Genomic DNA, 13932 nt, shown 5'->3' with positions numbered 1-13932 from the left:
TTCACAATGAAAAACAATATAAGAAAAATTGCATTGGGATTATGTCTCACAGGAGCATTGACAGCCTGCGATTTAGATGTGGTTCCACCTGCTGACATTGCAGCAGAAAACTTTTGGCAGACTGAAAAAGATGCATGGTATGCTTTGAACACTTGTTATGCCACATTAGATGGTGTAGACATCTGGGATGAATTGTGTACCGACAATGCGCATAGCCATAAACCTTGGGAAGGAAACTTCGAAATGGTCCAGCAAAATGGTATTAGTACAGCCAACGGATATGGGAGCTACTATTTTGGTACCGTTCGTATAGTAAACAACTTTATCGCGAATATAGATAAATGTGCAGTCAGTGAAGAACTGAAAACACGTATGAAAGCAGAAGCACGTTTTTTCCGCGCTTTAAGCTATCTGGATTTGACCACAAAATTCGGAAAAGTTCCTGTAATTACAGAGGTTTTGGCTTATGACGCTCCCAATGTAAAACGTGATGAAGTAGAAACTGTTCGTAAATTTATTTTAGATGAATTGGCTGAAATAGCTGAAATTCTTCCAGACAGTTATAACGGTAGTTATCTGTATGAAACCGGACGTATTACTCGTGCCGGTGCTTTGGCCCTCCGTGCCCGTGCAGCTTTATATTTCGGCAACTATGCTGAAGCCGAGGCTTCAGCCGGAAAAATCATATCTGAAGGACATCATTCTTTATTCCGTGTATCATCGCTTACCACCGCACAGCAAAAAGAAGCTGACGAAATGGATGCATATATTGACTATGCAGCCAAAGGTATCGATAAAGATAAATTCGTAAAAGGTATGTTCAGTTATGAATCACTGTGGCACAAAGGTAATGCATCTCCCGCTAATCCGGAGTATATTGTAACACGTGAGTATATGGCTGATGCAAACAATTACGACTGGACCAGATACACCTATTTTATACCTAAATCGTTCTCTCAATATGACGGATATTGTTCTTACGAACCCATGCAGGACTTGATTGACGCCTATTGGGATGTGGATGGTAAAACGATGCGTAATGACATCACTATGGAACAACGTAAAGAACGTTATGCGGAAATATGGAAAGATTTCAAAGATATGAGCCAATCTCAATTCATAGAAAAAGTGCCACAAACAGATATTATGAAATATGACTATATGAAAGAGTTCCGTAACCGCGACAGCCGCTTGTATGTGTCTATGATGTTCCCTTTCAAAGGATGGCATGAAACCATTAAAGGTACATTCTACTTCCGTTGGGATCCGGATCTGATAAATAAAGACGGTAATGAATCATGGACCGGATATTTTTATCGTAAAATGGTCACTCTTGATCCATACGATACCTGGACTGCAGAAGAAGACTATCCGGTGATTCGTTATGCTGAAGTATTGTTAACTTATGCAGAGGCACGTATTCAGAATTCGGGATGGGATACAGAAGTACAAAAAGCATTGAATGATTTGCGTGATCGTTGTGGTATGCCGGATGTGCCAACTACCATGCCTTCAAAAGAAGAAGCTCTGGCCTTTGTACGTAATGAACGGCGTATTGAATTGGCAGCAGAAGGCCATCGCTTTGATGATATACGGCGTTATGGTAATGATTACTGTAGTAAGGCTATGAATGGTCCTTCTTATGCTCCAAACGGATATGTCGTAATTAATAAAGTTTGGGATAACCGTTTGATGCTGATGCCTATACCTCAAGGTGCCATTGACCTGAATCCATTGTTGAAAGACGATCAGAATCCGGGATATTAATTTAACACATTATTTATTGAGGGTTAAAGCCCGTTCATGGTAACACATGGACGGGCTTTTTTATGCCTTATTCTCAAATTCTGTATCTCCAATTCTCTCACCAATAATTCTCTCTCGCTACTTTCTAATCCGCATCCTTCTCACCCAAGTTCGTTTAGAACTTATACCAAACATCAATTTTAAACCTAAATAAGAAAGAAAAGAATGAGAGAAAAACAGTAAGCTAAGTTAACCTGGTACAGTGATACTTCAGAAGTATCCTGTGCTTACTTTATCAATCTAAATTACAATCTAATAATTAATCGTATTTATGAGAAAATGCAACATGCGGTGGTTTAGTCCGCAAAGAATGAAAAAGCATCTGGCTTTTGCTTTAGCAGTTAGCCTGGTGGCTATGGTACCTGTGAGTGCCTTCGCTCAAGTACTAAAAATTTCAATGACAAAGACCAATGTATCCATTGAAAATGTACTTCGTGAACTTGAAAAACAAAGCGATTACACTTTCTTCTACAATGACAATCAGGTAAAACTGAACAAGAAAGTATCCATCAACGTATCCGACGCTCCGATCGAAACCGTATTGAACGAAGTTTTCAAAAACTCGGGATATACCTACAAGATTGTAGACAATCAGATCGTAGTATCTACAGCTGCTGTTACAACTAATAATGTACAGGTAACACAACAGCAAAAGCAGAGAAAAGTTTCCGGAATCATCAAAGATACTACCGGCGAACCGGTTATTGGTGCATCGGTAGTAGAAAAAGGTAATCCAACCAATGGTACGATTACTGATATCGATGGAAAATTCAGTTTAACTGTAGGAGGTAACGAATTGCAAGTTACCTATATCGGCTATGTGCCTGAAATCGTTTCTTTGAAAGCGGGAGTAAGTTCTTACAACATAACCATGAAAGAAGACACCAAAACTTTGGATGAAGTAGTGGTGGTAGGTTATGGTGTACAGAAAAAGGCTAACTTAACAGGTTCTGTATCATCTATTAATGCAGAAGCGTTGGAATCTCGTTCCGTATCGAGTGTTTCTGCTGCAATGGCCGGAACAATGCCCGGTGTAACGGCTATCCAATCTTCCGGTGCTCCCGGATTACAGACCGGTACGATCACCGTACGTGGTAAGAACTCGGTGAACGCTGCTAATCCATTGGTTATTGTTGATGGAGTTCCGGGTAGTATGAATACAATTGACCCTCAAGACATTGAAAGCCTGACAGTATTGAAGGATGCTGCTTCTGCCGCTATCTATGGTGTACAAGCCGCTAATGGTGTAATCCTTATCACAACGAAAAAAGGTAAAAAAGGACAGGATGCCAAGGTTTCATATTCAGGTAGCGTAGCATGGGCAACTCCAACCGCTAAACTCAACTTCCTTGGTGCTGCAGATTATGCTATGTTATACAACGAAGCTGTGAAAAATGAAAATCCCAATGCCAGTCTGCCTTATAGTGATGAAGATATTGAACTCTTCCGGAATGGAAGTGACCCAATAGGACACCCCAATACGGATTGGTATAAGGAAACATTCAAAAATTTTGCTTTTGAACAGCAACATAATTTCTCAATCAATGGTGGATCTGAAAAGACAAACTACAGTGCATCTGTCGGTTACCTCTATCAGGGTGGTTTGACAAACGAAAATGACTACAATCGTTTTACAGGTCGTATCAATGTTGAATCAGAAATTAGCAAATGGTTCTCGGCAGGACTGAATGTATCCGGATATAGAGGAACACGTGAAGACGGTGCCGTAGGCTTCGGAACACTTATGAGTGAGGTAACCCGTAATAGCCCGACGTTGCCGGTATACAATGAAGACGGTACATTTAACTACAGTGGAAAAGCCAACCCTGTAGCCGAATTGGGAAGAACCGGTTTCTACCGTCAAATGGACCAGCAGTTAAATGCTATCCTGCATGCTACTGTACATATCTTACCGGAATTGAGTGTTAAAGGCTTGTTCTCGGTACGTAACGATATTCGTAATATCGATTATTTCAAGAAACATTATTCTTATGGCTCAGGATCCAACATTGCGGATTCCGGTCTGAGAGAAGGATATGATAAATATTATATCTGGAATGAATACACTTCACAATTATTGGTAAACTACAACAAATCTTTCCAAAAGCACACGATCGGTGCATTGTTTGGTTTTGAACAATGGGAGCAGATTTATAAATACACAGAAGCAACACGTAAAGGTGGTGGTAGTGATGAACTGACCGAATCATTGAATACACTGGACAAATCATCTCAAACCAACTCTGATGGTGGCACAGAACTAGCCCGCCGTTCATATTTCGGTCGTATCCAATATGATTATGCCGACAGATATTTGTTTGAAGCAAACTTACGTGCAGATGCATCTTCACGTTTCCCGAAAGATAATCGTTGGGGTGTATTCCCTGCTTTTTCTGCCGGATGGAGAATCTCAGAAGAGAACTTCATTAAAGATAATCTGGATTGGATGAGTAATCTGAAGTTACGTTTGGGTTGGGGACGTACCGGTAACGAAGAGTTGAGCGATATCTATCCCGCTGTAGCAACTTATGCTTATGGATCTTATATGTTCGGTAACACACTGAATACGACTGCTTATGAAGCCAGATACGTAAACAGTGCACTCCAATGGGCCACTGTAACCAACTATGAAATTGGATTAGATGCAGGATTCTTAAATAACAAACTCGGATTTGAGCTTTCTGTTTACAAGAAAAAAACGGATGATATGCTATTGAAGCTCCCGGTACAAGGTATTCTTGGTATGTCGGCACCGGTTCAGAATGCAGGTAGTGTAGAAAATACAGGTTTCGACTTGAATATTTTCCACAATAATCGAATCAATAAAGATTTTAGCTATGCAGTTAATTTAAACCTCGCTTATGTAAAGAACCGCATTACAAACCTTGAAGGAACTGAAGGAGAAGATCCTGACAATAACAAATTGTGGCGTCTGGAAGGTTATCCTATCGGTTCATTCTATGGTTACAAAGCAATTGGTTACTTTAATACGGAAGAAGAATTGGCTAATGAACCCAAACGTACCGGTACAGAAAAATTAGGTGATATCAAATACGCCGATTTGAATGGTGACGGTAAAATCGATGCTGCCAATGACCGTACAGTAATCGGACAAAACTTCCCAAGTTGGACAGGTGGTTTGAGCATTAATTTATTCTGGAAAGACTTTGATTTCTCCGCTTTGTTCCAAGGTGCATTTGATGTTGATAAATACTGTGAAGCCGAATCTTCATACGCATTCTATAATGGCGGTAAAGTGCTGAAAAAACACTTGGATCGTTGGACACCGGAAAACCACAACGCAAGCTATCCGCGTATTACAAAAGATTCACAGACCAACTTCGTAACTTCTTCTTTCTGGTTGGAAGATGGCTCATACGTTCGTTTGAAAAACGTTTCATTAGGCTATAACCTACCTAAGAGTTGGTTGAACAGAATCGGTGTCAGCAGAATCAAAGTATACATAGCCGGTGAGAATTTATTGACATTCTGTGGTCTTGAAGATATTGACCCGGAAGAATCGAGCACACGTGGATGGTCATATACCAACGTGAAAAAAGTTTCATTAGGCTTAAAAGTTTCATTCTAAATCCTCAATACTATCAAAAATATGAAAAAGAATTACTTATATATATTTGCAACAGCCCTTGTAGTAGGGTTCAGCTCTTGTAGCGACTTTCTGGATCGCTATCCGCAGGAAGAACTTTCTGACGGTAGCTTCTGGAAAACGCCGGATGACGCAAACAAAGTAGTCTCAGATCTCTATGGTTATCTGTCTACTTGGGATCAAGACAACGACATTAACTCCGATAACGCCACAATGGGTATCAAATGGGCGGCAGGCAATGTTTCAAAAGGTATTTATGACCCTGCAGATCAAGGTTGGAGCGGTGATTATGCCAATGTTCGTCAGTGCAACCTGATCCTTTCTAAAATCGATGAAATTCCTGATTATCCAGAAGCCGACAAGACAAAGGCATTGGGACAGGTATATTTCTTCAGAGCATATATCTATTTTAATCTGATACGCTCGTTTGGTGACGTTCCTTACATTGACAAGCCGTTAGATTTGAAAGATATGGAAGGTATAACACGCATGCCGAGAGCAGAAGTCTATGAAAAAATAATGGCTGATTTTGACAAAGCTATCGCTGCTTTGCCAACAGAATGGGGAGCTTCTGATTACGGACGCGTCACTAAAGGTGCAGCTATGGCTATGAAGGCAAGAGCAGCTCTTTATTATGGAAACTGGGACACTGCGGCTACAGAAGCTAAAAATGTAATGGATCTGGGACTGTACGAATTGTACGATAAAGATAATACAGGTAAATATGCAGAGTTGTTTTGGGAAAAAGCTGACGGATGTGATGAGTTCATCCTTGTTACTCAGTTCAACTATCCGGATAAGACCCATTATCTGATGGGTTGGGAATGTTTCCCGACAAAAGGTTGGGGTGGTATGAACCCGACTCAGAGTCTGGTAGACGCATTCGAAGACAGTGAAGGAGCTCCTATCAGCAAATCTAAAATATATGATCCGACAGATCCGTTCAAGAACCGTGACCCACGTTTGGAAGTAGACATTCTGCATGACGGTGAAGAAATGTATGGTGTAACAATAAAAGTTGCTCCTTTAGCATCAAGCGGTAGTACCGGTATCAATCAACATAATGATGCTACAGAGACCGGATATTACGGACAAAAATGGTTAGATCCGAGTTTGGATCCTCTGTCAGATGGCTGGAACATGGGTAAAGATTGGGTTCACATCCGCTATGCAGAAGTACTTCTGACTTATGCTGAAGCTAAAAACGAGCTGCAGGGATTAGATCCGGAGGCTTTTGACGCAGTAAACCAGGTTAGACGTCGTGTAGGTATGCCCGAACTCCAAAATACAGATCCTTCTAAACCGACCTATTGCGCAACACAAGATGACCTCCGTCAGCGTATCCGTAACGAATGGCGTGTTGAATTCTGCCTGGAAGGAGGAAAACGTATGTGGGATATTCGTCGTTGGGGTATCGCAAAGGATGTACTGAATGCTCCATTTGAGGGATTGAAATATAAGATTGTAGACAATCCGAATGATCCCGACAAGAAAGTAGATGGCGGAAAGATGTGTATCCTTTACCAGGGCGATCCTATTATTTTATCAGGAAGCAGATACTCGGACAACAACTATTTGTTCCCTGTACCTCAGAGTGAAATAGACTTGAATCCTGCCCTCACACAGAATCCGGGTTATTAATAATAGTGTTTTAGATAATGGGGGCATTCTATTTGGAATGCCCTCATTTCACTTATTATCTTCCACCTATACTTATGAAACGGTTACCGTATCTACTTTTCGCCCTCCTTTTTATCATCTATTTCCTTTGTTACCAAGGGGTGCTGTCACATGTGATATACTATCACGAACAGCATCATTTATTTCTATTCTCTAAAGAATATTTTCTTAAGCAGATTCATACGGAAGGACTGCTTGGTTATCTGACTGATTTCATTATTCAATTCTTTTACATACCCGCATTAGGAAGTGCTATATTAGCCGGTATATTGGCGGGAATCTATCTGTTGACACATTACAACATAAAAAAAATAACCGGACAACCGGACATACTGCAATTATCATTGATCCCATCAGTATCTCTTTTCATCTATACGCTGCCTGTGGATCATTCACTGACTCTGATTATCGGAGTATTCTTAGGGCTTCTGATACTTGGATGCGTAGCATTTTTCATATCGGGAATATGGAAAAACATTACACTGCGTAGAATAAATGTTCCCGGAAAGAAAAAAAAATTAATTATTTCTACGGCCCTCATAACCATATATGCCATTGGAGCTTGCTATATATTCATACATTCATATAATATGCCCGAACGCATTATGATAATGGCGGAAAAGAGTGTAAAAGAAAAGAATTGGGAAAATGTACTGACACAAACCGAAAAATATATCAACTCGGGAAGAACCAACCAGTTGATCTCCTACTTTCACAACCTGGCTCTGTACCATACGGGAAAATTGCCTTATCAACTATTCGATTACCCACAAAAACTGGGAGTCAAGGCGCTATACTTCCCATGGAACAGCGATAGCCGTGAGAGTGAGTACGGACATTTTATATATGAAGACTTAGGGTACATCAACGAAGCACAGCGGTGGGAATTCGAAGCAATGGTGGTATGGGGAGAAACGGCACCCCATTTGCTTAACCTGGCACGATACAACATAGTAAACAAAAGACCTGAAGTGGCACGACGGTTCATCAATCTCCTGAAGCAGTCCCTCTTCTATCGGAAAGATGCCGAAGAATTGGAAAAACAACTTTATGCAGGCAGTGTACCGGGACTGCGCATGGCACTTGAAAACAATAAGGAACATCCCGCACGATTTGCAAACGTCATCAATATAGGACCGGAATTACAATATCTGTGTGAGCAGGACACGACAAACAGAATGGCTTTTGAATACCTGATGAGTGACCTACTGCTGAGCAATAACGTAGTACGCTTTGTGGATAACCTGAAGTTCATCAGGCACTTTAAATATCCGGAAATGCCACCCGCATACCAAGAAGCACTCTATATATACAAATTGGGAGTGGACGGGGAAACGTTTTCCAAATCAGGATTCAACGTCAGCGAAAACACCGAAAAGAGATTCCAAAGGTATTACAGCCTGTATAAAAACAGGCAAATGCAGAGGCTGAAAACGGAGTTTGGAAACACCTACTGGTATTACCTGAACTTCATCAGTCCGTATGGAGACAAAATCATAAGGAACTAATATGTAAAGACATGAAAACAATCTATATCCTTCTTATCACGGTTCTCAGCTGGAGCCTGCAGGCATGCACCGCCCAATGCGGCAAACCGGATGCCTGCACGGACAGTATTCCCCGTATATATCCCGATTATGCGGGAGTCACATTCCCGCTGAATATTGCACCTCCCAATTTCAGGATCGGGGAGAACGCGGATGCCTTCCAAACGGAAATTGGCACAGGGGAGACGGCGGACATCCTCTGCACAAGCAAGAGTCCCGAAGTGATTATACCGACAAAGAAATGGAAGAAACTTCTCCAAAAAGCCGCGGGAAAAGAAATATTCATCCGCATCACCCTGCTGAGGGGAGGGAAATGGACACGCTATGCGGATATCAAGGATACCATATCGAACGAACCGATAGATGAGTACCTGGTCTACCGGTTGCTGTACCCGGGATATGAACTATGGAACGAAATGGGGATTTACCAGAGAGACCTGACAGGTTATGAAGAGACTCCGATAGCGGAGAACCGAAATTTCGGCAAACAGTGCATCAACTGCCATACGTTCAATCAAAACTCTCCGGAAACCATGATGGTGCATGTGCGGGGAAAGTCGGGAGGGACACTGATATGCAAAAACGGGAAAGTGGAAAAGGTAAACACCAAACCGGAGGGATTCAAGAACGGGGGAACCTATGCGGCCTGGCATCCTTCAGGAAGATACATTGCATTCTCAATGAATGAGATACAGCAGTTCTTCCATTCATCGGGACAGAAACCCATAGAGGTATCCGACCTGGCTGCCGACCTGATAGTTTATGATACTGAAAAGAAAACATTCCTCACTGACTCCCTGATATGCGGGGAGCGGTATATGGAAACATTCCCCAACTGGACACCGGACGGGAAAACACTGTATTTCTGCCGGGGAAATGCTTATAAAGAGAAGATGCCGCTGGACAGTATCCGTTATGACCTGTGCAGGATAGGATTCGATCCGGAATCCGGTAAATTCGGTACGCCGGAGTGTGTGTACAGAGCCTCCGAACAGGGAAAAAGTGTCTCTTTCCCAAGGGTTTCTCCCAATGGTAAATACCTGATGTTCACCCTGTCGGATTATGGAAACTTCTCCATCTGGCATCCGGAAAGCGAACTTTGTCTGTTGACAATGGATACAGGAGAAATACGGCTTTTAAATGAAGTGAACAGCAACGACGTGGAGAGTTTCCATACATGGTCATCATCCGGACGCTGGTTTGTTTTCAGCAGCAAACGGTTGGACGGGCTTTGGGCTCGCCCTTTCTTTGCCAGTTTCGATCCGGAAACCGGAAAAGCGGGGAAACCCTTCCTGATGCCCCAAAAAGATCCGGACTTTTATGACACGTTCACTAAAACTTATAATCTGCCGGAACTGATTAAACAACCCGTAAGAAACGGAAATGAAATGATAGAAGCTATACATTAATTTAACACACTTTATTCTAAAAGAGAGGGCTTTCTATTTTGCAATAAGCCCTCTTTTTTAGAACTTTGCAACATCACTCAATAAACATTTAATTCAGAAAAAACACATGAAAAACATTTTCCTTACCATGAGCCTGGGTATAGGACTGCTTTTTCCTTGCAAGCTACATGCCCAAAGCCAGTACCCATTTCAGAACACGACATTATCCACTGAAGAAAGAGTAGACGATCTTATCAAACGAATGACTCTGGAAGAAAAAATCGACCTGCTTTCCGGATACAATGATTTCTATCTGCACCCCTGCGAACGATTAGGAATACCGGCATTCAAACTGGCCGACGGTCCGCTGGGCGTTGCATCCTGGGGATTATTCGGACGCGCCACCGCATTTCCATCAGCACTTTCGCTGGCTGCCTCTTGGAATAAAAATCTGGCAGAGAAAACAGGAGCAATGTATGCTCAGGAATGGCGTGCAAGAGGTATTCATTTTCTCTTAGCTCCCGGAGTTAACAACTATCGGGCTTCAAAAGGAGCCCGTAATTTTGAATATTTTGGTGAAGATCCTTATCTGGCATCCGAGATGGTAGTCCCCTTTATAAAAGCAGTGCAAGACGGAGGAGTCATTGCTACCATCAAACATTTCGCAGCCAACGATCAAGAATTTGACCGATACACCGTCAGTACCGAAGTATCCGAACGTGCCTTACAGGAAATCTATCTGCCTCCCTTCAAAGCTGCTGTGCAAAAAGCAGGTGTCAAGGCTGTCATGACGGGTTATAACCTAGTGAACGGAGTATATTGCACTGAAAACAAACATCTGATCGATATTTTAAAGAAAGACTGGGGCTTCAAAGGCATGTTAATGTCTGACTGGGCATGTACCTATTCCGCCGAAAATGCCGCAAACTACGGTTTGGATCTTGAGATGGGCAGCAATGACTGGTTCACCCGCAAAGAACTTCTCCCACTTGTCAAAGAAGGAAAGGTTACAGAAGAAGTAATCAATGATAAAGTGCGCCGCATCTATGGTGCCTGTATTTCAATGGGATTTTTCGACAGGCCTCAGCAAGACACCGATATTCCGACTTTTAATCCTCAAGCCAATCAGATGGCTCTGAATACCGCTTGTGAAGGAATCATCCTGTTAAAGAATGAACAGAATACCTTACCGATCCACCGCCCCAAAGTGATAGCTGTGATCGGACCGACTGCCAATCCGGCTATCGTTTCGGATAGAATATACAATGTAAACAGCATCGTTTACGGTGGTGGGGGAAGTTCAAAAGTTCATCCCTGGTATGTAGTTTCAGCGTTAGAAGGTATCCGTCAGGAGTTTCCGGAAGCAACCGTACTTTACACGGAAGGAATATCCAACCAATTCAAACCCCGCTTATTCCGTAACAGTAAATTCCGTACGAAAGAAGGTAAACCCGGACTGGAAGCGAACTATTATGCACTATCTTCCGACACTTCTGCCACACTCTCGGATAAAATGATCCAACAGCAAGCAGTAGCGGCAGGAAGAACTGTAAGTGTTAATCAATCGGCCGACCGAACTATAGAAACCGATAAAGAAGAAAGCGGATTGATTCTCCGCCGCACCGACCGCACGGTAAATTATGAATGGTGGGGATATCCTTTCAACGAAAGTAAATTGGGAAATGATTATCGGGTGTGCTGGGAAGGATATGTAGATGTCGAGAAAACAGACAGTATCCGATTCTTTGTCGACGCACAAGGTGCCTATCGTTTATGGATAGACGGAACATTAGCATTGGATGCCTCTCAATCTCAATCATTCGATGTTCGCAATACCGCAATTTCCGCAAAAAAAGGGGATGCCAAACATATTCGGCTGGAGTTCTGCAACCAACGCAGTACACCGGCAGAGATCCGGATGGGATATGCTTATCAAAGTGATATTGACTTTTCTGAAGCGAAACGACTGGCTGCCAAAGCCGATCTGGTGGTTTTCTGTGCCGGACTGGATGGCAGTATCGAACTGGAAGGGCGCGACCGTCCTTTCGACCTGCCTTACGGACAAGATATGTTAATTCAGGAACTGGTAAAAGTAAATCCTAAGTTGATAGTTGCCATCCATGCAGGAGGCGGAATAAACATGACCCGATGGATCGATCAGGTGCCTGCGGTAGTACACGCCCTCTATCCGGGGCAGGAAGGCGGACATGCTTTAGCTCATATTCTTTCGGGTAAAGTGAATCCGTCAGCCAAGCTGCCATTCACTATCGAGAAAAGATGGGAAGACTCACCTGCCTGCGGTCATTACGATGAAACTCGCAAGGAAAAGAAAGTGTATTATACAGAAGGAATATTCACCGGTTACCGTGGATACGATCAAAAAGGTATCGAACCCCTTTTCCCTTTTGGATTCGGTCTTTCGTATACCACCTTTGACTATTCGGGCCTCAACATCCGTATGACGGATAAAAAACAGAAGCAACTCGTCGTTTCATTCACTGTAACCAATACCGGACAGCGAGACGGATATGAAGTCGCTCAACTTTATGTACGCGACATGCAATCTAAAGAGCCACGTCCTTTGAAAGAATTAAAAGGTTTCGACAAGGTATATCTGAAAGCAGGAGAAAGCAAACAGATAGAAATCGGTTTGAGTGAAGACGCATTCCAGTATTTCAACGCCAAACAAAACCGATGGGTATTTGAAAAAGGTGAATTTGAAATTCTAGTAGGCGCCTCCTCTAAAGACATCAGACTGGCAGAGAAAATAAAAATGTAGTATTTATCAGAAGGAAGGCGTGTCGGAACTCACTACAGAGGACACAGAGTAGCACAGAGTGAATTTCCCGTCATTGGTTATCAACACTCTTAATCTGTGATAATCCGTGGTGAATACGAGTTTCGACACACCTTTCTTCTTTGCTGTCTTCCTTTTATCCTTTCTTTACCTTTTTATATTCCCTGGGAGACATTCCCATTATCTGGCTGAACAGCCGTGAAAAATAATAAGCATCTTCAATACCCACTCTATAACAGACCTGATTCACTTTCATATCGGTAAAATCGAGAAACTGACAGGCTTTCTGAATCTTAATCTGATTAAAATAACTCAATGGGGCATATCCTGTACGCTTCAAAAACAGATTAGAGAAATATGAGGATGAATACCCCGTGTAATCAGCCAGCTCGGCTAAAGTCAGCTTCTTGCCCAGATTCTCCTTCATATAATGAATAGCTGCATTTACAGGATCTTCTTCTCCTGCCGGACGATGCTCTGAAAAAGCCTCCCGATACTCTCTGAGATAGCGCAATGATCCCAAATAATGATGGAATACAGAGCTGGCATATGAAAGATTCTCCAAGCTATACCCCATCTTCAGTACCCGAAAGATCTCCTCAAACAGTTCTGTCCGGTAACTAATACGCGAATGCATTCCCGGTTTTATATCCGTGAGCCTACAGGTACGATGCGTACAATAAAGCGGAGCAAGTGTTCCTCCGAAGTGAATCCAGTAAATTGTCCATGGTTCCTTTTCATCAGCGCCATACGCATGAGGAAGTCCTGCAGGAAGTATAAAGTATTGGTTAGGCACTACCGGGTGTTTCTGCCCATCGAGACTGAACCATCCCCTACCCTCCGTACAATAGATAAACACATACTGGTCAATCGGAGTTTCCCGCTCCCGAAAGTGATTATAAGCCTTTGGATAATAGCCTATATCGGTTATATAGAGTATAGAAGTTGCAGGATCAGTCTTCATACGTTGCACAATGGCAGGAGGCAACACCAATGCCTGTTCGCCCAGAAAGCCGTCTTTTTGTTTTGCCATACTAATAAGATTCATCGGTTCACGTCACAAATATAGAGATAAAAAAGAAATATAGTCCATCTTTTTAATCGGTT

At 42.5% G+C, this 13932-nt stretch carries 7 protein-coding genes; 6 read left to right on the top strand and 1 reads right to left on the bottom strand.

The window, feature by feature from the left end; translation table 11 throughout:
- Positions 1–6 precede the first annotated feature (6 nt).
- The 6 genes from BF9343_RS04065 (at position 7) to BF9343_RS04040 (ending at position 12807) form a co-directional block, all read left to right on the top strand.
- Positions 7–1767 (top strand): RagB/SusD family nutrient uptake outer membrane protein, encoded by a 1761-nt coding sequence (locus BF9343_RS04065; RefSeq protein WP_005785207.1) that lies wholly within the window; start codon positions 7–9, stop codon positions 1765–1767.
- Between the two features lie 310 nt (positions 1768–2077).
- Positions 2078–5395: a TonB-dependent receptor gene (locus tag BF9343_RS04060; RefSeq protein WP_032569928.1), complete on the top strand. Its 3318-nt coding sequence runs from the start codon at positions 2078–2080 to the stop codon at positions 5393–5395.
- 21 nt (positions 5396–5416) lie between these two features.
- Positions 5417–7054: a RagB/SusD family nutrient uptake outer membrane protein gene (locus BF9343_RS04055; RefSeq protein ID WP_010992227.1), complete on the top strand. Its 1638-nt coding sequence runs from the start codon at positions 5417–5419 to the stop codon at positions 7052–7054.
- Positions 7055–7071: 17 nt separating this feature from the next.
- The gene (locus tag BF9343_RS04050; RefSeq protein WP_010992226.1) at positions 7072–8601 is read left to right on the top strand and encodes a DUF6057 family protein; all 1530 of its coding nucleotides are present in this window, start codon (positions 7072–7074) and stop codon (positions 8599–8601) included.
- A gap of 11 nt (positions 8602–8612) precedes the next feature.
- Positions 8613–10049: a TolB family protein gene (locus tag BF9343_RS04045; protein ID WP_010992225.1), complete on the top strand. Its 1437-nt coding sequence runs from the start codon at positions 8613–8615 to the stop codon at positions 10047–10049.
- 106 nt (positions 10050–10155) lie between these two features.
- A complete protein-coding gene (locus tag BF9343_RS04040) occupies positions 10156–12807 on the top strand; it encodes a beta-glucosidase (protein ID WP_010992224.1) in 2652 nt (883 codons plus the stop codon).
- Positions 12808–12961: 154 nt separating this feature from the next.
- On the opposite strand, the gene BF9343_RS04035 is transcribed toward BF9343_RS04040, so the two are convergent.
- Positions 12962–13858 (bottom strand): AraC family transcriptional regulator, encoded by an 897-nt coding sequence (locus BF9343_RS04035; RefSeq protein WP_010992223.1) that lies wholly within the window; start codon positions 13856–13858, stop codon positions 12962–12964.
- Positions 13859–13932: the final 74 nt, after the last annotated feature.

Origin of the sequence: Bacteroides fragilis NCTC 9343 (genome assembly GCF_000025985.1) — a bacterium.
GTDB classification, from domain to species: Bacteria; Bacteroidota; Bacteroidia; order Bacteroidales; family Bacteroidaceae; genus Bacteroides; species Bacteroides fragilis.
Note: the sequence above shows the minus strand (reverse complement) of the source record. Positions and strands in the feature narration are given on the sequence as shown.

What these genes read in the sequence shown, in the direction of transcription:
- BF9343_RS04065 (WP_005785207.1), top strand. Translation starts at nt 7, where the DNA reads ATGAAAAACAATATAAGAAAAATTGCATTGGGATTATGTCTCACAGGA.
- BF9343_RS04060 (WP_032569928.1), top strand. Translation starts at nt 2,078, where the DNA reads ATGAGAAAATGCAACATGCGGTGGTTTAGTCCGCAAAGAATGAAAAAG.
- BF9343_RS04055 (WP_010992227.1), top strand. Translation starts at nt 5,417, where the DNA reads ATGAAAAAGAATTACTTATATATATTTGCAACAGCCCTTGTAGTAGGG.
- BF9343_RS04050 (WP_010992226.1), top strand. Translation starts at nt 7,072, where the DNA reads ATGGGGGCATTCTATTTGGAATGCCCTCATTTCACTTATTATCTTCCA.
- BF9343_RS04045 (WP_010992225.1), top strand. Translation starts at nt 8,613, where the DNA reads ATGAAAACAATCTATATCCTTCTTATCACGGTTCTCAGCTGGAGCCTG.
- BF9343_RS04040 (WP_010992224.1), top strand. Translation starts at nt 10,156, where the DNA reads ATGAAAAACATTTTCCTTACCATGAGCCTGGGTATAGGACTGCTTTTT.
- BF9343_RS04035 (WP_010992223.1), bottom strand. Translation starts at nt 13,858, where the DNA reads ATGGCAAAACAAAAAGACGGCTTTCTGGGCGAACAGGCATTGGTGTTG.